Source organism: Kribbella sp. NPDC026611 (assembly GCF_040638345.1).
GTDB lineage: Bacteria > Actinomycetota > Actinomycetes > Propionibacteriales > Kribbellaceae > Kribbella.
Genome location: NZ_JBEZYC010000002.1, coordinates 1,114,462 through 1,132,328 on the forward strand (window position 1 = coordinate 1,114,462; position 17,867 = coordinate 1,132,328).

22 protein-coding genes are annotated in these 17,867 nt (G+C 68.8%); 11 read left to right on the forward strand and 11 right to left on the reverse strand.

The window, feature by feature from the left end; all coding sequences use genetic code 11:
- Window positions 1-87 precede the first annotated feature (87 nt).
- Entirely contained in the window at window positions 88-1,866 is a 1,779-nt protein-coding gene (locus AB0E69_RS11305; protein WP_360142790.1) for a glycerophosphodiester phosphodiesterase family protein, read from the forward strand.
- Here AB0E69_RS11305 and AB0E69_RS11310 read toward each other — a convergent pair.
- Window positions 1,863-2,918, reverse strand: a complete 1,056-nt coding sequence (locus AB0E69_RS11310; RefSeq protein ID WP_360142792.1) for a glutamate--cysteine ligase — start codon at window positions 2,916-2,918, stop codon at window positions 1,863-1,865. The two genes, AB0E69_RS11305 and AB0E69_RS11310, sit on opposite strands and share 4 nt — an antisense overlap.
- Before the next feature lie 42 nt (window positions 2,919-2,960).
- Between AB0E69_RS11310 and AB0E69_RS11315 the strand changes: the two genes are divergently transcribed.
- A complete protein-coding gene (locus AB0E69_RS11315) occupies window positions 2,961-3,698 on the forward strand; it encodes a HipA family kinase (protein WP_360142794.1) in 738 nt (245 codons plus the stop codon).
- Window positions 3,695-4,075, forward strand: a complete 381-nt coding sequence (locus AB0E69_RS11320; protein ID WP_360142796.1) for a DUF3037 domain-containing protein — start codon at window positions 3,695-3,697, stop codon at window positions 4,073-4,075. The genes AB0E69_RS11315 and AB0E69_RS11320 overlap by 4 nt, the downstream gene beginning before the upstream one ends.
- Here the strand turns inward: AB0E69_RS11320 and pgm are convergent.
- Window positions 4,072-5,694, reverse strand: coding sequence for a phosphoglucomutase (alpha-D-glucose-1,6-bisphosphate-dependent) (pgm, locus tag AB0E69_RS11325; RefSeq protein ID WP_360142798.1), 1,623 nt, complete (start codon window positions 5,692-5,694; stop codon window positions 4,072-4,074). The two genes, AB0E69_RS11320 and pgm, sit on opposite strands and share 4 nt — an antisense overlap.
- A gap of 82 nt (window positions 5,695-5,776) precedes the next feature.
- Here pgm and AB0E69_RS11330 point away from each other — a divergent pair, with 82 nt between their 5' ends.
- Window positions 5,777-6,442 carry a maleylpyruvate isomerase N-terminal domain-containing protein gene (locus AB0E69_RS11330; protein WP_360142800.1) on the forward strand — a complete coding sequence of 222 codons (666 nt, stop codon included), beginning with the start codon at window positions 5,777-5,779 and terminating at the stop codon, window positions 6,440-6,442.
- On the opposite strand, the gene AB0E69_RS11335 is transcribed toward AB0E69_RS11330, so the two are convergent.
- From AB0E69_RS11335 to AB0E69_RS11350, 4 genes are read right to left on the reverse strand one after another with little or no spacing between them, the layout of a single operon-like run.
- Complete coding sequence (locus tag AB0E69_RS11335; protein WP_360142802.1) at window positions 6,439-6,786, reverse strand: MmcQ/YjbR family DNA-binding protein; 348 nt, start codon at window positions 6,784-6,786, stop codon at window positions 6,439-6,441. The genes AB0E69_RS11330 and AB0E69_RS11335 overlap by 4 nt on opposite strands.
- Before the next feature lie 4 nt (window positions 6,787-6,790).
- Window positions 6,791-7,456, reverse strand: coding sequence for a response regulator transcription factor (locus tag AB0E69_RS11340; protein WP_360142804.1), 666 nt, complete (start codon window positions 7,454-7,456; stop codon window positions 6,791-6,793).
- Complete coding sequence (locus AB0E69_RS11345) at window positions 7,453-8,631, reverse strand: histidine kinase (RefSeq protein WP_360142806.1); 1,179 nt, start codon at window positions 8,629-8,631, stop codon at window positions 7,453-7,455. Before AB0E69_RS11345 ends, AB0E69_RS11340 begins: the two co-directional genes overlap by 4 nt.
- A gap of 24 nt (window positions 8,632-8,655) precedes the next feature.
- Window positions 8,656-9,348, reverse strand: a complete 693-nt coding sequence (locus AB0E69_RS11350; RefSeq protein WP_360142808.1) for a hypothetical protein — start codon at window positions 9,346-9,348, stop codon at window positions 8,656-8,658.
- 263 nt (window positions 9,349-9,611) lie between these two features.
- Between AB0E69_RS11350 and AB0E69_RS11355 the strand changes: the two genes are divergently transcribed.
- Together AB0E69_RS11355 and AB0E69_RS11360 are read left to right on the forward strand one after the other, a co-directional pair.
- Window positions 9,612-10,151, forward strand: a complete 540-nt coding sequence (locus AB0E69_RS11355) for a hypothetical protein (protein ID WP_360142810.1) — start codon at window positions 9,612-9,614, stop codon at window positions 10,149-10,151.
- Window positions 10,152-10,248: 97 nt separating this feature from the next.
- Window positions 10,249-10,752, forward strand: coding sequence for a hypothetical protein (locus tag AB0E69_RS11360; RefSeq protein WP_360142812.1), 504 nt, complete (start codon window positions 10,249-10,251; stop codon window positions 10,750-10,752).
- A 55-nt stretch (window positions 10,753-10,807) separates the two neighbouring features.
- Here AB0E69_RS11360 and AB0E69_RS11365 read toward each other — a convergent pair whose 3' ends face one another.
- The gene (locus AB0E69_RS11365) at window positions 10,808-11,359 is read right to left on the reverse strand and encodes a YceI family protein (RefSeq protein WP_360142814.1); all 552 of its coding nucleotides are present in this window, start codon (window positions 11,357-11,359) and stop codon (window positions 10,808-10,810) included.
- 175 nt (window positions 11,360-11,534) lie between these two features.
- On the opposite strand from AB0E69_RS11365, the gene AB0E69_RS11370 reads away from it, so the two are divergent.
- From AB0E69_RS11370 to AB0E69_RS11385, 4 genes are all read left to right on the forward strand, one after another.
- Window positions 11,535-11,921, forward strand: a complete 387-nt coding sequence (locus tag AB0E69_RS11370) for a hypothetical protein (protein ID WP_360142816.1) — start codon at window positions 11,535-11,537, stop codon at window positions 11,919-11,921.
- An 89-nt stretch (window positions 11,922-12,010) separates the two neighbouring features.
- Window positions 12,011-12,505, forward strand: coding sequence for an FBP domain-containing protein (locus tag AB0E69_RS11375; protein WP_360142818.1), 495 nt, complete (start codon window positions 12,011-12,013; stop codon window positions 12,503-12,505).
- A gap of 75 nt (window positions 12,506-12,580) precedes the next feature.
- Complete coding sequence (locus AB0E69_RS11380; protein WP_360142820.1) at window positions 12,581-12,838, forward strand: hypothetical protein; 258 nt, start codon at window positions 12,581-12,583, stop codon at window positions 12,836-12,838.
- 105 nt (window positions 12,839-12,943) lie between these two features.
- Window positions 12,944-13,459, forward strand: a complete 516-nt coding sequence (locus AB0E69_RS11385; protein WP_360142822.1) for a phosphoribosyltransferase family protein — start codon at window positions 12,944-12,946, stop codon at window positions 13,457-13,459.
- Between the two features lie 605 nt (window positions 13,460-14,064).
- On the opposite strand, the gene AB0E69_RS11390 is transcribed toward AB0E69_RS11385, so the two are convergent.
- Both AB0E69_RS11390 and AB0E69_RS11395 read right to left on the reverse strand, forming a co-directional pair.
- Complete coding sequence (locus AB0E69_RS11390) at window positions 14,065-15,291, reverse strand: exonuclease domain-containing protein (RefSeq protein WP_360142824.1); 1,227 nt, start codon at window positions 15,289-15,291, stop codon at window positions 14,065-14,067.
- A 71-nt stretch (window positions 15,292-15,362) separates the two neighbouring features.
- Window positions 15,363-15,995: a hypothetical protein gene (locus tag AB0E69_RS11395; RefSeq protein ID WP_360142826.1), complete on the reverse strand. Its 633-nt coding sequence runs from the start codon at window positions 15,993-15,995 to the stop codon at window positions 15,363-15,365.
- Between the two features lie 18 nt (window positions 15,996-16,013).
- On the opposite strand from AB0E69_RS11395, the gene AB0E69_RS11400 reads away from it, so the two are divergent.
- Window positions 16,014-16,169 (forward strand): hypothetical protein, encoded by a 156-nt coding sequence (locus AB0E69_RS11400; RefSeq protein ID WP_360142828.1) that lies wholly within the window; start codon window positions 16,014-16,016, stop codon window positions 16,167-16,169.
- 135 nt (window positions 16,170-16,304) lie between these two features.
- Here the strand turns inward: AB0E69_RS11400 and AB0E69_RS11405 are convergent, their stop codons facing one another.
- Window positions 16,305-16,796, reverse strand: a complete 492-nt coding sequence (locus tag AB0E69_RS11405; protein WP_360142830.1) for a metallophosphoesterase — start codon at window positions 16,794-16,796, stop codon at window positions 16,305-16,307.
- Window positions 16,797-16,807: 11 nt separating this feature from the next.
- The gene (locus AB0E69_RS11410) at window positions 16,808-17,797 is read right to left on the reverse strand and encodes an NAD-dependent epimerase/dehydratase family protein (RefSeq protein WP_360142832.1); all 990 of its coding nucleotides are present in this window, start codon (window positions 17,795-17,797) and stop codon (window positions 16,808-16,810) included.
- Between the last annotated feature and the right edge of the window lie 70 nt (window positions 17,798-17,867).

The window sequence follows — 17,867 nt, forward strand, 5'->3', positions numbered from 1 at the left end:
GGCTACCTTCACGAAGGCACAAGGATCCCTGGGGCGGCAAGCCTCGAGGACGTCCGCCCACAACCCCTCCGGAAGGGACCACCCCTTATGCGCCGCCTTCCTCGCGTCTTGCTGCCGTGTGCGCTGATCGCCGGACTGCTGCTTCCGGCCGCCCCGGCCGCTGCCCGGCGCGCCGACTTCGACATCCAGGGCCACCGCGGTGGTCTCGGGCTGACCGTGGAGAGCACGATCACGTCGTTCTCGCACGGTCTCGAGCTCGGCGTCAGCACGCTTGAGCTCGACGTCCAGATCACCCAGGACGGGTACGCCGTCGTCACCCACGACCGGCAGGTCTCCGGGAGCAAGTGCCGCGACACCGCGCCGTACACGCCGGACGACCCGGAGTACCCGTACGTCGGCAAGTTCATCAACACGCTCACCCTGAAGCAGGTCAAGCAGCTCGACTGCGGCTCGTTGCCGCTGGCGAACTTCCCTGGCCAGCAGCCCGACCCGGGCGCCCGGATGCCCGAGCTGCGCGACGTGTTCGCGCTCGTGCACCGCTACCACGCGTACGGCGTGAAGCTGAACGTCGAGACCAAGGTCGAGGCCGGCGCACCGTCCGAGACCGCACCGCGCGAGCAGTTCGTCCAGGTGGTCGCCAGCGAGATCCGCAAGGCGCACATCGCCAGGCAGGTGACGATCCAGAGCTTCGACTGGGGTTCGCTGATGCGGATGCGCCAGGTGATGCCGGAGCTGCCGCTGGTCGCGCTGGACAACTTCGACTTCCTGCAGGTCGGCAAGCCCGGCAAGTCGCCGTGGCTGGGCGGGATCGACATCGACGACTTCGGCGGCGACCCGCTGAAGGCGGTCAAGTCGTTCGGCGCCTCCGCGATCTCGCCGGTGGACGGTTTCCCGCAGGGCGGGAAGATCACCGACCCGGCGTTCCGGCCGTACTTCACCAAGGACACCGTGACGGCCGCACACAAGGCCGGCCTGAAGGTCATCCCGTGGACGGTCGACGACCCGGCGACGATCCAGTGGTTCATCGACCAGGGCGTCGACGGAATCATCAGCGACTACCCCGACCGGGTCCGGGACGTTGTCCGCGCCAACGGCCTCCGGCTGCCGACGGCGTACGACGCTCCCGCCGTCCGGCCGCTGTCCTCGGCGCACGCGCACAACGACTACGAGCACCGGCGGCCGCTGGTGGACGCGCTGGACCGCGGGTTCAACAGCGTCGAGGCGGACGTGTGGCTGGTCGACGGTGAGCTGCGGGTCGCGCACGACCTCGCCGACGCCAAGGCGGGTCGCAACCTGGAGAGCCTGTACCTGAAGCCGCTGGCTGACCGGGTCCGGGCGAACCACGGGCAGGTGTACCAGCACGGCCGCGACTTCCAACTGCTGATCGACATCAAGAGCGACGGACCGTCGACGTACGCCGCGGTCGACCAGGCGCTGGCGAAGTACCGCGGGATCAGCACTCGGTTCGTCAACGGGCGGGTCGTGAAGGGCGCGGTCACGTCCGTGATCAGCGGGAACCGGCCGCTGGACGACCTGAAAGCGCAGAAGATCCGGTACGCCGGGTACGACGGCCGCCTGAGCGACCTGAACTCGGGGATGCCCGCGTCGCTGATGCCGCTGGTCAGCGACAACTGGTCGAAGAACTTCACCTGGCGCGGTATCGGCCCGATGCCGGAGGCGGAGAAGACGAAGCTGCACGACATCGTCGTCACCGCACACCACGCCGGCTACAAGGTCCGCTTCTGGGAAACCCCGGACACCCCTGGCGCCGCCCGCGAGGCCGTTTGGCGCGAGCTCACCGCCGCAGGAGTCGACTACCTGAACACCGACGACCTGCACGGCCTGGAGGACTTCCTGCGTGCTTAGGGTTTGACTTCCGTGAGGGCGATGAGGTCGTCGCCCTCACGGAACACCTTCTGCTGCTTCATCGCGCCGTTTCCTTCGCGGAACGCCCGTTCGATGCCGGCGTCGACCATCGTCAGCGAGTGGAGGTCGCGCAGCGCGGGTTCGACGTGTGTGCGGAGGTCCTCGATCACCTGCCGCATCGGCTGCTTCTCACCGGTCAGGACGTCCAGCCCGTCAGCCGTCAGGCCGTCCCGAGCAGCCAGCCAGTACGCCGCTGACAGGATCTGCGGCTCCAGCTCAGGCCCCAGGCTCCCGTCCTCGAGCGCAGTCATCACCAGCGCCCGGGCGAGCGTCGCCAGCAGCACTGTCTCGTCCACAGTGAGCGGCACGTCGCTGACCCGGACCTCGATCGTCGGTAGGTGTGAGGACGGCCGAGCGTCCCAGTAGACCATCTGCTCGTCCATCAAGCTCCCAGCCGCCAGGTACATGGCCACCAGGGCGTCGTAGTGCTCAACGGACTCGAGGTACGGCGGTGCGCCCGCGGACGGCCAGCGCGACCACATGATCCAGCGCCAGCTGGCGAACCCAGTGTCCTGGCCCAGGTAGATCGGTGAGTTCGCGGTCAGCGCCAGCAACGCCGGCAGCCACCGCCGCAGGTGGTTCGTCACCCGGATGGCAGCATGCTTGTCCGGTACGTCGACATGCACGTGGCAACCGCATACCGCCTGCTCCCGGGCCAGCTGGCCGTACCGCGCCTCCATCTCCAGGTACCGCGGCTTCTTCGTCACCAGCTGCGACGGCTTGCCGTACAGCGGGACCGCGGTGGCCAGCAGCCGCCCGCCTTCGTCGGCCGCCGCAACCGCCAGCGCCGAACGCATGTCGGACAGGGACTGGTGCAGCTCATCCGTCGTCGAGCACACCGGGGTGTTCGTCTCCACCTGTGCCCGGGTCAGCTCGAGCGTGATGTCCTGGTCGCCCAGCTCGTCGACGATCTTCTTGTTCCGCGGCAGGGGTTCACCGGTGGCCGAGACGAGCAGCAGCTCCTCCTCGACCCCGATCTTCGGTTGATTCACCCTGGACCAGTACCCGGAGGCTAATCCAGCTAGGCTCTCGCCGTGAGTTTGCCAGTTGTCACCGCGACCCGGTACGTGCTGCCGTTGCGGGAGGGTGGGTCGTTGCCTGGTGTTGTCGAGGGCAACGATCTCGGCACGTACGTGATCAAGTTCCACGGCGCCGGCCAGGGGCCGAAGGCGCTGGTGGCCGAGGTGATCGTCGGCGAGCTGTACCGGCGGCTCGGGCTGCGGGTGCCGGAGCTGAAGCTGATCGAGCTGGACCCGGCGATCGGCAAGTCCGAGCCGGACTTCGAGATCCAGGAGCTGCTGATCCGCAGCGCAGGACTGAACCTCGCGGTCGACTTCCTCCCCGGCTCGTTCGGGTACGACGGGTCGGCCGGCAACCCTGGTGACGAAGGAATGGCCCGAATCCTCTGGCTGGATGCCTTTGTCGCCAACGTGGATCGGTCGTGGCGGAACACCAACCTGCTGGTCTGGCACAAGAACCTGTGGCTCATCGATCACGGCGCCGCGCTCTACTTCCACCACTCGTGGATGCCGGCCGAGAAGTTCGCCTCGTTGCCGTACGACGCCTCCGATCATGTGTTCTCGATTGCTGCTGCTGACGTCCCGAAGGTCGACGCCGAGCTGGCTGCGGCGATCACGCCGGACCTGCTCGAGGAAGTGATCGCACTGGTGCCGGACGTGTGGCTGGGTGAGGGCGATCGGGAGCGATACCTCGGGCATCTGCTAGCGCGGCTGGATCAGCGTGCCGCCTGGCTGCCGGGAGGTGCCCGATGAATCTGGTGCCTTTCGACTACGTGATCCTGCGCGCCGCACCGAGGATCCAGCGCGGTGAATTCATCAACGTCGGCGCGGTCTTGTACTGCCGCGGACTCGACTACCTGGGCGCCGGCTGGGACGTGAAGCCGGAGCGCCTGAAAGCCCTGGACCCCAACGTCGACGTTGACGTGGTGTGTGCGTCGCTGGATCAGATCCGTGCGGTGTGCGCGGGTGATCCGGCGGGCGGGCCTGCGGCGGCGACCACGATCAGTGAGCGGTTCCGGTGGCTCGCGGCGCCGCGCAGTACCGTCGTGCACCCCAGCCCTATCCACAGTGGGATCACCAACGATCCCGCTGCGGATCTGGACCGGTTGCTGGACGCCTTCGTCCGTTAGGCGAGCGCTGCCGAGACCACCTCGCGGGCCTGGGCGAAGACCTGCTCCAGGTGGTCGGCGCCCTTGAAGGACTCGCCGTAGATCTTGTAGAGGTCCTCGGTCCCGGACGGCCGGGCCGCGAACCACGCCGACTCGGTGGTCACCTTCAGCCCACCGATCGCGGCGCCGTTGCCCGGCGCCTTGGTCAGCCGGTCCACGATCGGCTCCCCCGCCAGCTCGGTGGCCGTGACCGCGTCCGCGGACAGTCCGGCCAGCTTGGCCTTCTCCTCGCGGGTCGCCGGCGCGTCCACCCGCGAGTACGCCGAAGCACCGAACCGCTCGACCAGCTCGGCGTGCGCCTTCGACGGCGTCTCGCCGGTCACCGCGGTGATCTCGCTGGCCAGCAGCGCCAGCAGGATGCCGTCCTTGTCCGTCGTCCACACCGTGCCGTCGAAGCGCAGGAAGCTCGCCCCCGCGGACTCCTCCCCACCGAAACCGACCGAGCCGTCGACCAGACCAGGCACGAACCATTTGAACCCGACCGGCACCTCCCACAGCCGCCGGCCAAGGTCAGCGACCACCCGGTCGATCAGCGACGACGACACCAGCGTCTTGCCGACCGCGACGTCCGGACCCCACTGCCGGTTTGCGAACAGGTAGTTGATCGCGACAGCGAGGTAGTGGTTCGGGTTCATCAGTCCGGCGTCCGGCGTGACGATGCCGTGCCGGTCGGCGTCCGCGTCGTTGCCGGTCGCGACGTCGTACCTGTCCCGCTGCGCGACCAGCGAAGCCATCGCGTACGGCGAGGAGCAGTCCATCCGGATCTTGCCGTCGTGGTCCAGCGTCATGAACGACCAGGCCGGATCGACCCGCGGGTTCACGACCGTGAGGTCGAGCCCGTGCCGCTCGCCGATCGCGGCCCAGTAGTCCACGCTCGCACCGCCCAGCGGATCCGCGCCGATCTTCACACCGGCCGCGCGGATCGCGTCCAGGTTCAGCACCGAGGGCAGGTCGTCGACGTAGTGGCCCATGAAGTCGTAGGACCCGGCCTGCTGACGCGCCCGCTCGAACGGCGTCCGCCGTACCTCGCGGTTACCGGCCGCGATCAGGTCGTTGGCCCGGTTCGCGATCCAGCTGGTCGCGTCGGAGTCGGCCGGACCGCCGTGCGGCGGGTTGTACTTGATACCGCCGTCCCGCGGCGGGTTGTGCGAGGGCGTGATCACGATGCCGTCCGCGTCGGCGCCCGCGCCGCGGTTGAGGCGCAGGATCGCGTGCGACACCGCCGGGGTCGGCGTGAGCCGGTCCGCACTGTCGACCAGGAACTCGACGTCGTTGGCCGCGAGCACTTCGAGCACGGTGCGCCAGGCCGGCTCCGAGAGACCGTGGCTGTCGCGGCCGACCAGCAGCGGGCCGGTCGTCCCCTGGCCGGCCCGGTACTCGCAGACGGCCTGCGTGATGGCCAGGATGTGCGCCTCGTTGAAGGCGGCGTCCAGGCTCGAGCCGCGGTGGCCCGACGTACCGAAGACGACCTTCTGCGCCGGGTTCGAGACGTCCGGTGTCAGGTCGTCGTACGCCTTCAGCAGCGCGTCGACGTCGACGAGGTCCTCGGGCTGAGCGGGCTGGCCTGCGCGTGGGTGCATGACCACATTCGATCACAAGACTGTCGATCCGGAGGGCCTTCATTCGTCATGCTGTGGACAAGGGTGGGACGAGGAGGAACTCATGGACGCGAACACGAGTGCGGGGCTGTACCGCGACAGCCGTGAGCGGATGACGGCGGCGGTCCGAAGCCTTGGGGAGGCCGACCTGGACAAGCAGGTTCCGGCCTGTCCGCAGTGGAGTGTGCAGGACCTGGTCTCGCACCTGACCGGAGTCGCGGCCGACTTCGTCGCGGGCAACCTCGCCGGTGCACCACGACCACCCTGGACCGCGGTCCAGGTCCAGACCCGCCGCAACCTGTCGATCGACGAGGTCCTGGACGAGTGGTCAACGACTGGTCCAGCCCTGGAGCAGGTGATCGTTGGCGGTACGACGTCGCACCCGCTGGTCTGCAACCCGTACGTCGACGCGTCAGTGCACGAGGCCGACCTGCACGGTGCTATCCAGTCCGGTCGACCAACCCGGGAGGCCTGGCTCGCGACGCTGGACTGGTTCCTGGACGAGCCCGGACAGCTGACGGTCATCACCCCGGACGGCACGTACCAAGCCGGCTCCGACGGACCGACCGCGGTGGCCCATACCTCGTCGTACGAGCTGTTCCGGGCGCTGTTCGGACGACGTAGCGCGTCGCAGGTGCTGGAGTGGGACTGGGACACCCCGTCGAATGCTGCAGCGTGGAGTATGAGCTTGGCTCGACTCCCGCAAACCCCTGGTCCGCTGGACGACTAGAGCCGGGCGATCAGGGTCTTCGGCGCGATCTGCCGGAAGGCACTCTCGACCAGGTCCTCGAAGTGGCCCCAGTCGACGTCCACGTCCAGGTAGACGCCGAGCCAGCCGCGGTGGCCGACGTACGGCGGCCGGTAGAAGTGTTCCGGGTCCTCAGCGACCAGCGACTCCTGCACACCCGGCGGTGCGGCCATCCAGACGCCCAGGCGGTCGTCGTGGTGGTGGTCGGCGTACATGACGAAGGTCTTCTTGTCCCGCACGAACCACGTGGGCTCACCGTGACTCAGCCGCTCGGTCGTCTCGGGCAACGCCAGGCACAGGCCGCGGACGCGTTCCAGGGTGTCCATGCAGCTACCTCCTCGGTCCAGGGACCACCACACCGGACTCGTACGCGTACACGACCGCCTGAGCCCGGTCCCGCAGGTCCAGCTTGGTCAGGATGTTGCTGACGTGAGTCTTCACCGTCTGCTCGGCCAGCACGAGCTCCTCCGCGATCTGCTTGTTGGACAGTCCCCGCGCGACCAGCCGCAGTACGTCGGTCTCTCGTGGCGTCAGGTGCACCGGCTTGACCGGTACGACAGGTTGCACGCGGGCAAAGTCCTCCACGAGTCTCCTGGTCACGGACGGCGCCAGCAGCGCGTCACCGGCGGCGACGATCCGCACCGCTGCGGCCAGCTCGTCCGGGGTCGAGTGCTTTAGTAGGAAGCCGCTCGCGCCGGCGCGGAGAGCGGCGTACACGTAGTCGTCGAGGTCGAAGGTCGTGAGCATCACGACGCGGGGTGGCTCGCCAGGGGTGGTGCCGGCGAGGATGCGGCGGGTGGCGGCGAGACCGTCCAGGTTCGGCATCCGTACGTCCATCAGGATGACGTCAGGCTTGACGTGCGCTGCCAGCTCGACCGCCTCCAGTCCGTCTCCCGCCTGGCCGACCACCTCGATGTCAGGCTGCGCGGCCAGCAGTGCGCTGAACCCGGCCCGCACCATCTCCTGGTCGTCAACCACCATCACCCTGACAGTCACTCTTTCTCCACTGGTAAGTAGGCCTGCACCAGGTAACCGCCCTCGGGGGTCGGTCCAACGCTCATGGTCCCGTCCACCAGCGCCACGCGCTCCCGCATTCCCACCAACCCGTGTCCACTGCCCGGTGCGGCCGGCTGGTTCGCTGCGGGTCGACTGTTCTGCACAGTGACCTCCAGCTCCTGACCGACCACCTTGACTGCGACTGTCACGACCGACCGGGGTGCGTGTCGTACGGCGTTGCTCAGCGCCTCCTGCACCACGCGGTACGCCGTGAGCTCGACCGCCGGATCGAACCCGGTCGGCACCTCGCTCTCGAGCCGAACGTCCGCACCCGCCTGACTCGTGCTGACGATGAGCTCCCGGAGCTGGTCCAGTCCGGGCTGCGGACCGAGCTCTCCGATCGGTGGCTGCTCGAGCGGCTCGCGCAGCAGCCGCAGTACCCGACGCATCTCAGTCAGCGAGGCCCGTGCCGCACTGGCGATCTCCGTGAACTCTTCCTGGACGCTTGCCGGTACGTCGGCCAGCCTGTGCGGCGCACTGTCGGCGCGGACCACCACCACCGACAGGTGGTGCGCGACGACGTCATGCAGCTCGCGAGCAATGCGTGCTCGCTCCTGCAGCCGTTCGCGTTCGGCCCGCTCGGTGCGGCTGATGGTCTCCTGCTCGGCCAGCCTCCTGTTTGTCTCTCGCCGGCTCTGGATCAGGTCGCCCACGACGACCCCCACGGCCGAGAGCAGAGCCATGGTCAGCAGGCCGGGCCAGCCACCGCGGTCCGGCTCGATCGCAGTAGCAACCAGGCCCAGTGCCTGCGTCGCCACCCACCAGCCGGCCTGCTCCCGACGACTGAGGCCACGCGCCCCAGCGATCGCCAGCACGAACGTGTGCCCGAAGGCCGCCGACGTCCCCCACGGCCATGGCTCGCTGGAACTCACAGGTGTCGTCACCGCAGCAGTGAGAGCTGCGGTGACAAGCGAAACGACCACTGCGGCTCGCGGCCGCAGCCACGCAAGGCTGAGCGACAAGGCCCGCGCCAAAGCGAGCGCAAGCACCGTACCGAGCTGTACTTCGTAGTGCTGGCGGAGATCGAGCTGGGTGAGGAACAGCAGCACCGCGACGCCGGCTCCCGCGACCCAGGCCCATCGGCCACGCGGCCATCCGTTGCGCTGAGTGGTCACTGTTGGACCCTAGTCCCCGCCGGCTCAGACCTGCTGCAGCCAGGACCAGAAGAAGAACACCATCCCAGCCGCCACCACGATGCTTGCCGGAAGCACCCACCGGCGACGGGCCAGCCCGTACAGCGGCCGCACCAGACGGGTGTGCAGCGCCGTCATCCCCCGCAGCGCGAGCAAGAACACCGGAGCGGCCACCACACCAAGTACGCCGTGCACCAGCCAGGCTCCGGCCCGCGTCGGTCCGCCCCAGGTCCCCGGCCCGACCGGACCGTGGTCGACGAAGCCCCAGAACGGGCCACGCACGATCGTCAGGGTCAGCATGAACAGCAGGAACAGGCTTGCCGCCCCCAGCACCACGGTGAGCAGCCCGAGGCCGAGCGTCCGGGTCCGACCTGGCGCGCTCCGACTGGTCGGCTCGTAGGTATCTGGCCGGCGCGCGGGGCGTAGGAACATCACGAGCCGCTCCCAGCGCCACCCAGCCCGCTTCGGGTCTCCCCGGAGCCCGTCGACCATCGTCAGTACGCCGACGGGCAGCAGGGCCGCGTCGTACCCAACTGAACGCACCAGCCGGCCGAGGCGCGTGGACTGCTGGTTGCCGGCCCGTCGGCGCGGACTCTCCTGCGTCCGTGGGCCTTGCAGCTGCCCCTGCAGCTGCCCTTGAGGCTGCCCGGATAGCGGTCGATTCGGCTGGTGCTGCTGGTTGGCGAGTGTGTCCGTCATGATCTCTCCTCGGTCTCAAGTCTTGAGATCGAGACTAGAAATCAGGCCCCGCCGGCACATCCAGCCGAGGAGCCAACCCCGAACCAGTACCGGGGTAGGGGGTGCGTCGCGCTCCTACTGTGATCCAGGTCACAGTGACCACGGTCCGTGTTTTCACGTTACACGGTCAGTGCCGACCGGCGTGCGCGGCTCGCTCGCTGCACACCTGGGGTGCCGGGACGGCACGAGCGGCAATGCCGCGTCCAACAGGAGGATCGGACACCATGCGCACTCGGAACCTGGCGCTGACCGCCACGCTGATCCCGGTTTTGATGCTCACCGGCTGCGGCACCGACACCGCGTCCGGCGTCTCGACGCCCGGCGCGCAGAAGGCGGCCAAGACCGCCCTGACCGAAGAGGTCGGCGCGGCGACCCCGATCGACCCGGTCGTCAACGCGTACTACGACTACCGCGTCGCGCTCGACGCGATGATGCGCAGCGGCGGCGCCAGGACGAAGCAACTGCAGCCCGTGATGACGCCGCGGATGTTCGCCGCGATCAGCGCCCAGGCGAGGTACTTCCGCGCCAAGCGGCTGCACAACACCGGCCTGACGAAGGTCATCTGGGCCAAGCGCACCCTCGCGTCCAGCGGCGTGATCGTGAGCGCCTGCTACGACACCACCGCCGCCCGCACCGTCAACGCCCGCGGCCATTCGGTGCTGCCGAGCAGCACTCCGACGCGCTGGCTGGACCAGATGCGCGTCCTCCCGACCCAGTCCCGCTGGATCGTCGACGGCGGCAGCACGACCCCCAACGCCTGCTGATTGTTCTCGTTGGATCACGATCGCGAGTCTCCGGGTTTCCGCGCGCCCGGCTGGGCAGACTCGAGGGTGAGTGCCGGCTAGGTCGAGGGGTCCGCCGATGATCGACACCAGGTTCGCGCGTTGGTTCTTACCGTTGTTCGGTCGCGGCCGCGCGGTCCGCCGTACGCCGGAATCGTTCCGGCCACGCGGTACCAGCTCGCGCGTCAGCCGGCTCGCCGCGCAGTACGACTCCGACGTCGACGCGGCGCTGCTGCGGCTCTGGCCGCGGTCCCGGATCTACCACGACCGCGAGTTCACCCGGGACCGGGCAGACTTCCTGCTCGTCGTGCGCGGCCGGGGAATCATGGTCGAGACCAAGGTGAAGAGCGATCCCGGCCTGTTCCGCGGCTCGACGCTTCCGCCGCTGCTGGAACGGCTGCACCGCGACGGCCGCCGCCTGGTCGTCGTGCTCAACCAGGGCGACCCGACGCCGGCCCGCGACCTCATCGCCACGGCCTTGGGCGACAAGGGCCGGATCGTGGTCTGGTCCGGTCCGCATCACGACGACGACCTCCGCGTCGCGGTCGAGGACCTCCTGCACCAGACCTCACGCCACACCTGATTTCCGGAACAAAAGTGCCACCGGGCGGCACTCTTGTTCCGGAAAGGAGTGGGGATCAGGCGTTCTTGATCGCGGAGACCTCGAGCTCGAGCGTGACCTTCTCGCTGACCAGTACGCCGCCGCCCTCGAGGGCCGCGTTCCAGCTGACGCCGTAGTCCTTGCGGTTGATCACCACGGAGCCTTCGAGGCCGACCCGCTGGTTGCCGAACGGGTCGGTCGCCGAACCGGTGTACTCGAACGGGACCTCGACCGACCTGGTCACGCCGCGGATGGTCACGTCGCCGGTCACCACGAAGTCCGCGTCGCCGGTCTGCTTGACCGCGGTCGACACGAAGCTGATCTCCGGGTACTCGTCCATCGACAGGAAGTCGTTGGAGCGCAGGTGGTCGTCGCGCTGGCCGTTGCGGGTGTTGATGCTCTTGGCCTGGATCGTCACCTTGCCGGACGACTTCTCCGGGTTCTCGCCGTCGATGTGGAACGTGCCCTCGAACTCGTCGAACGCACCCCGCACCTTGGTCACCATCGCGTGCCGGGCACTGAAACCGACCCGGGTGTGCGCCGTGTCGATCGTGTAGTCACCGGTGAGTGCGGCGTACTCGTTGGACATCAGGAATTCCTCCAGAGGCAGAAGGTCGAACAGGGGCATTAGTTGAAGTTTGCATGATACAGAATTCACCTTTCTCGCTCGGATGTCCACCCCGGCACCGCGCGTGCCCGCGGAGTGGCTCGCGTTGCCCCCGGTGCGGCCCGACAATGGGCTGGTCGATCCGAGGAGGGTGAGGTTGACGGAGCAGAAGGTGTTCTGCAAGTCCGCGCCGAGCGACGTCTACCGAGCGCTGAGCACGCCGCTGGGCCGCGAGCGGTTCTGGGCCGGCTCGGCCCCGGAGTCGGGCGGGGTGATCGCGTTCGCGCTGGCCGACGGCCGGACCGCGAACTGCGCGATCGAACGCGCAGTCCAGGACGAACTCTTCCAGCTCGAGTACTTCGGTCGGCGCATTGCCTTCGCGCTGACGCCCGGCGACGCCGGCGGGACCGACGTCACGCTCAGCTCGGACGACGACTCCCCCGAACTGGTGTCGCTGCTGCTCCGGCTCAAGGCAGCCGTCGACTTCGGCGTCGACCTGCGCAACCACGACGAGCACCGGACCGCCGGCTACCTCGACAGCTAATTGCCTCCGGCAACGTTTATTTCGGTTGCGGCGGGCTGCGGTGTTCGGTCTCATGGTTGGTCGATCATGCATGGTCGATCAATCGGAGGATGATCGTGGAACCGCTGACCGCGGACGAGATCAAACGCTCGTTCGTCAACTCGACCAAGGGCCAGGCCAAGGCGATCAACCTGCCTACGCGCTTCACCGAACTGCCCTGGGAGTCGCTCGACTATCTCGGCTGGCGCGACCCGAAGGCGCCGAACCGCGGCTACCTGGTGGTACGGCGGGACGCCGGCGTCACCGGGATCGCGGTGACCACCCAGGCCTCGGGCGCACCGCGCCGCTTCTCCGGGCTGTGCGACCTGTGCAACACCGCGCACCACGTCAGCGACGTCGCGCTGTTCGCCGCTCGCCGTGCCGGGACGGCCGGGCGGGAGGGGAACACGGTCGGCACGTACATCTGCGCCGACCTCGCCTGCTCGCTGTACATCCGGGGCCTGCGCGAACTCGACGTACCGCAAGGTGAAACCGCTTCCCCGGAGGAGCGCGCCGCGCGGCTCTCGGCCCGCCTTGAAGGTTTCGTAAATCGCGTGCTGGCGTGACGGCGGGAAGGCGGCGCCGAGCACTACGCTTGAGCCTTACTGTCGGCCCGCGGGCGAAAGGAAGAGCGAGTCGCGATGACCGAGTTCAGAATCACCCATGAGATCCACGAGGTTCACCCGGACATTCGCGAGAAGCTCACCACCACCACGATCGAGGCCATCAACGAAACCAGCGCCCGCTCCGCTGAGGACGCGGCCCGGGTGCTCCGCCACAAACTGGCCGAGATCGGCGTCGCGATGAGCGAGCCGGCCTGCCTGGCCGCCATCGAACGCATCCGCGCCGGCAAACAACTCCGCTTCGAAATCGAGGAAGCCCCCGCCGAAGAGGACTAACCCTCTCCCGCCCGTCGAGTCGCGTTGTGCCGCGACTTGGCGGAGGGATGGAGAGCCAATCGCCACAGCCCCGGAGCCTGGTCGGGCCGGGGTAGGGTGCCGGGCGTGGATCTTCAGGAGCTGGGGCAACGGGTTTATCAGACCGCTCACCTGACGGGTGAGTTCTTGCTGCGGTCCGGGCAGACGTCGACGGAGTACTTCGACAAGTACGCCTTCGAGGCGGACCCGGTCCTGCTGGACGAGATCGCCGCCGCGATGGTCGAGCTGGTACCACCCGACACCGAGGTCCTGGCCGGCCTCGAGATGGGCGGCATCCCCGTCGTCACCGCCCTCGCCCGCCACACCGGCCTCCCCTGCGCCTTCGTCCGCAAAGAACCCAAGCCCTACGGCACCCGCCGCCTGGCCGAAGGCACCAACACCACCGGCCGCACCGTCACCATCGTCGAAGACGTAGTCACCACCGGCGGCCAAATCATCCTCTCCACCCAATCCCTCCGAGCCACCGGCGCCACCATCACCCACGCCCTCTGCGTCCTCAACCGCAACCCCACCACCCCACCCCCACTAACCCAAGCCGGCCTAACCCTCCACCCCCTCCTAACCCCAACCCACCTCCCCTAACCCCACCCCCACACCAACCCCCTACCCCAACCCACCCGCCGCCCGTACCCCCACCGCCCCACGAACACCCGCCCACCGGTCGCGGCCATACCCACTCCCCACCGAACACCCGCCGTACCCTCACCGCCCACCGCCACTCGCCCATCGAACGCCCGCCGTACCCCACGGCTCACCCCCACCGCCTCGCGTATCCCCGCGTCCCCGACGTTCTTCGAACCGAACCGCACCCCGACGGCTCCACCCGCCCCTCGGACACCGCGCACCGGCCGCCGCGTCCGGCAGCTCACCAAGTCGGCGTGGCGTCCGCCCGCTCCATACCCGATCGCCTGCCCAACCGGACCGTCCGCCTGACCCACGGACCGCCCACCGGGAGCCCACACCCCGGCGCCGGCACCACCGACCCCGGAACCCGCGGTCTCGCATGACCCGGAGCGGCGACTCCCCCCGAACCCGGAACCTGCGGCCTCGTATGACCCCGACCGGTGGCTCCACCGGGCCCCGGAACCTGCGGCTCCGCATGACCAGCGGCTCCACCCGACTCCGGAAACCCGCGGCCTTGCATGACCAGCCCTCCACCCGGTCCCGGACATCCCCGCGGGGCGGCGTTAGCCGGCTTTGCGTTGGTTGGTGGGGAGGAGGTTGCGGAAGTCTTCTGTGGAGATGATGGGGATGTTGTACTCGCGGGCCGCTCGCGCCTTTACCGAGAGGGTGTCGGTGTCGGCGGCTACCACGAAGGTCGTGTCTGGGCGGACCGCCTCCTGTGGGTTGAAGCCGGCTGCCACTGCGCGGTCCCACCAGATCTCTCGGGGCTCGACCATGTCGCCGGTGAAGACCATCGTGCTGCCCCGCGGAAAACCCTGCGCTCCAGGCCGCGGCGGTACGACGTAACCGCCGCCGCTCGCCCGCACCAGTGCCTGGTCGACGTCCACCACCCGCCGGCCCAGCATCACCGCGACCTGGTCCAGATCCCGTCGCTGGTCGGCCGTGATCTCATCGCCCCACGACGCCTCCGCCAGATCGACGACGTACGAGCGATGCAGCTCGTCGACCTCAGAGCGCGTGAGGCCGAGCTCGTTCGCCACCTGCACGAGCTGGTCCGCGTCGCCGGCCGTGATCTCGCGGTTCGCGACGATCGAGTCCAGCAAGACGAGGTACGAGTCGGCCTGCGGCGGCTCCGGAACTCGGGGCAACTGGTCGACAAGCCGACTCATCCACCCATGCCGCCCACCCGCATGCACCGGCCGCACAGTCGGCGCGACATCCGTCCCCGGCAACGCCGGCCACTGCAACCGCCGCACCTCTTCGTAGGCCCACTGCCACGGCGGCGGCGACGGAAACGCCTGTAAATACTGCCCGAACAGCTCAGCCGTGGCCCGCGTATCCGCAAGCGCCGAGTGCCACCCCTCGATCGAGATCCCGGCCGCCGCACAGCACGCGCCGAGCGTCCGCTTCGCCCCCGGGTACAGATATCCGGCCAGCGCCATCGTGCACATCGACCGCTCGGTGATCAGCGGCACCGCGAACCCGATCCGCGCGAACTCCGCCCGCAGGAACCCGAGATCGAACTCGACGTTGTGCCCGACAACCATCCGCCCTGCCAGCAATGCCCCGAGCTGGCGCGCGATGTCCCGGAACTCCGGCGCCGCCAGCACATCCGCGGTCAAGATCCCGTGGATGTGCTGCGGACCGAGATCGCGTTGCGGATTCAGCAACGTCACCCACTCGTGCTCGACCTGCCCGCGGGCGTCCAGGAGCACGACCGCGATCTCGATGACCCGGTGCCGATGGCTCGGCAGCAGACCGGTGGTCTCGGTGTCGATGACGGCATACATCCCGGGCCTCCTCCGGTTCGCTGACCGACTGGAACAACCCAATCACACGCCCCCGACAGTTTTCGTCACCGTCAGAGACCAGGGATGTCGACCGCGATCTCGTCACCGAGCCGCGCGCCGTGCGACAACCGCAGTTCATCACCGCTCCAGAAGCGGCCGGGGTCGTACCAGTTCGGTGGCCGCTTGTGCAGCAGCCCCATCTCTTCGTAGGTGATGGCAACGACCTCCGCGCAGTACGCCGTCTCCAGCTCGAGCTCGCGCGCTCCCCGCCGGATCGCCGGGACCCGGCCCTTGACCCATCGCGACGCCAGCCGGGCCGTCGACGGGAACGGCGTACCGTCCAGCCGCGCGACCGTTCGCAGTACCGAGTCCTCCATCGCGTGCGTGACCGGGTGGTCGAGCTGCCGCAACCACGCACGCTGACCGTACTTGCGCGCCCAGACCAGCACCGAGTCCCGCAGGTCGTGCAGCTGTACGCCGCGGTGGTGCGTGCCGGTCCACACGTCCGGCAGCGAACGGCCCAACTCGGCGTGCCACATCAACGGCGGCAGGTCCTCGACGACGATCGCCATGCCGACGTGGTTGACCGGGCTGTTGGTGGTGAGCTGGATGGCACGATCTGCGGCGCTCTCACCGCGGAACAGCCAAATGTCACCTGTTCGTGTCAGTTCCGTAGCGTCATCCAGCGAAATCCGGCTGTCCACGTCGCTAGGTTAGTCGGCATGAAGGTATGGAAGGTGATTGGACTTGCCGGGATCGTCGGCGTGGCCGCGACCGGCGTGGTGATCGCGCGGGGCGAGCGGAAGCGTCGCTCGTACACCCCCGAAGAGGTCCGGGACCGGCTCAAGACCCGGGTCAAGGAAGCAGCCAACGCCTGACCCCGGTACGACGATCGGCCGGGCGCGCCTCGGTACGCCGTAACTCGGTGGTACGGCGTCCACCGTCGCACGCCCGCCCGAGGTCGTTGTCCCGGGCAACCCTCCTCTTCGGCGCCGGCAGCGTCGTCCCCAGCCCTAGAGGTTGTGCAAGGCAACGTCCTCGAGCCGGCCGGCCGTGATCGTCGCGGTCATGTACGTGCAGTACGGCTGCCGCCGCCGATCCGTCGGCGAACCCGGATTGAGCAACCGCAGCCCCTTCGGACCCGTCGTGTCCCACGGGATGTGACTGTGCCCGAACACCAGCACGTCCACACCCGGGTACGCCGCCTCGCACCGCATCTCACGCCCCTGAGCAGAACCGGTCTCGTGGACCACGGCCAGCGACAATCCGTCGAGCGTCGCCCGCGCGACCTCAGGCAGCCGCGCCCGCAACTCCGGACCGTCGTTGTTGCCCCAGCACCCGATCAACCGGGCCGCGCGTGACTCCAACACGTCCAGCAGTCCGACGTGCACCCAATCTCCCGCGTGGATGACCACATCGGCGCTCTCGACCGCGTCCCAGACCGGATCGGGCAGGTTCTTCGCCCGCACCGGCAGGTGAGTGTCCGAGATCAGCACCAGGCGCATGCGCCTACTCTTCAGCCCTTCAGCGACTCGATCAACTCCTTCTCGCGCGTGGCGCTCAAACCGGCCCGGCGCTCGCGGTCCAGACCGAGCTCTCGCTCCCAGGCCAACGCGTCGACCAGGAACTCCCGCCGAGGTCGGTGCACTAGCCCGGCGGCCCGCGCCGCGGCACCGCTCCGCGACGACCAGCCCTCGTAGCCCTCCTCAACGATCCACATCGCCAACGAGTCGGGTCCCATGTACTGCTCGACCTTCTGCTCCTCCAACCAATCCTTCGGCGCGAGGACAACCGGCCCGGTGTGACCGCCTACCTCCCGCGCCAACTCGATCCACTCCCCGAACGGCACGACCGGTCCTTGCGCGTCGAACGTCCCGGTCCGGCCCTCGGTCGCGCAGTCCAGCAGCCAGCCGGCCAGATCCCGCACGTCGATGACCGACGTCGCCAAGTCAGGCGTGTCCGGCACGAGCAGCGGCTCCTCCGGGGCCCGCGCCGCCCGCGCAACCCACGCACCAGCCCGATCGCTCTTGTCCCCCGGCCCGCCGATCAGCCCGGCCCGGGCAATCACCAGTCGATCCCCGACGATCTCCCGCGACGCGAGCTCACAGGCGACCTTCGCCGCGCCGTACTGCTCCTGACTCACCACCTCCAGCTCGGTCGGCGTCCGCAGTACCGCTGACTCGTCGGCGCCGGGCGTGTCGTACTTCTCGTAGGCGTTGATCGACGACACGTACGTCCAGTGCCTCGCCCGCGGGCCGAATGCGGCCAGCGCGCCGCGCACGAAAGCTGGTTGCCACGACACCTCGAACACCGCGTCCCAGTCCTTCCGTGGCACGGCGTCGTACCCGTCCGGGCTGCTGCGGTCGACCGCGACCAACGTGGCACCGTCCGCGACCGAACCGCTCTCGCCGCGCGCGACGCAGGTGACCGAGTGGCCGCGCGCGACCGCCTGCCGGGCGAGCTCGCGACCGAGGAACGCCGTACCGCCAAGGATCAGAATCTCCATGCGGGCCAGCAAATCAGGCCGCACCGACAAAACCCAGCACGCTCTGCCGACGGCAGAAATACCCGCGGTG

Excerpts from the sequence above, each read along its gene's own strand:
- AB0E69_RS11410 (WP_360142832.1), bottom strand. The coding sequence starts at position 17,797 with ATGGAGATTCTGATCCTTGGCGGTACGGCGTTCCTCGGTCGCGAGCTC.
- AB0E69_RS11405 (WP_360142830.1), bottom strand. The coding sequence starts at position 16,796 with ATGCGCCTGGTGCTGATCTCGGACACTCACCTGCCGGTGCGGGCGAAG.
- AB0E69_RS11330 (WP_360142800.1), top strand. The coding sequence starts at position 5,777 with ATGGACGCGAACACGAGTGCGGGGCTGTACCGCGACAGCCGTGAGCGG.
- AB0E69_RS11375 (WP_360142818.1), top strand. The coding sequence starts at position 12,011 with ATGATCGTGGAACCGCTGACCGCGGACGAGATCAAACGCTCGTTCGTC.
- AB0E69_RS11365 (WP_360142814.1), bottom strand. The coding sequence starts at position 11,359 with ATGTCCAACGAGTACGCCGCACTCACCGGTGACTACACGATCGACACG.
- AB0E69_RS11360 (WP_360142812.1), top strand. The coding sequence starts at position 10,249 with ATGATCGACACCAGGTTCGCGCGTTGGTTCTTACCGTTGTTCGGTCGC.
- AB0E69_RS11390 (WP_360142824.1), bottom strand. The coding sequence starts at position 15,291 with ATGTATGCCGTCATCGACACCGAGACCACCGGTCTGCTGCCGAGCCAT.
- pgm (WP_360142798.1), bottom strand. The coding sequence starts at position 5,694 with ATGCACCCACGCGCAGGCCAGCCCGCTCAGCCCGAGGACCTCGTCGAC.
- AB0E69_RS11335 (WP_360142802.1), bottom strand. The coding sequence starts at position 6,786 with ATGGACACCCTGGAACGCGTCCGCGGCCTGTGCCTGGCGTTGCCCGAG.
- AB0E69_RS11380 (WP_360142820.1), top strand. The coding sequence starts at position 12,581 with ATGACCGAGTTCAGAATCACCCATGAGATCCACGAGGTTCACCCGGAC.
- AB0E69_RS11355 (WP_360142810.1), top strand. The coding sequence starts at position 9,612 with ATGCGCACTCGGAACCTGGCGCTGACCGCCACGCTGATCCCGGTTTTG.
- AB0E69_RS11305 (WP_360142790.1), top strand. The coding sequence starts at position 88 with ATGCGCCGCCTTCCTCGCGTCTTGCTGCCGTGTGCGCTGATCGCCGGA.
- AB0E69_RS11350 (WP_360142808.1), bottom strand. The coding sequence starts at position 9,348 with ATGACGGACACACTCGCCAACCAGCAGCACCAGCCGAATCGACCGCTA.
- AB0E69_RS11320 (WP_360142796.1), top strand. The coding sequence starts at position 3,695 with ATGAATCTGGTGCCTTTCGACTACGTGATCCTGCGCGCCGCACCGAGG.
- AB0E69_RS11400 (WP_360142828.1), top strand. The coding sequence starts at position 16,014 with ATGAAGGTATGGAAGGTGATTGGACTTGCCGGGATCGTCGGCGTGGCC.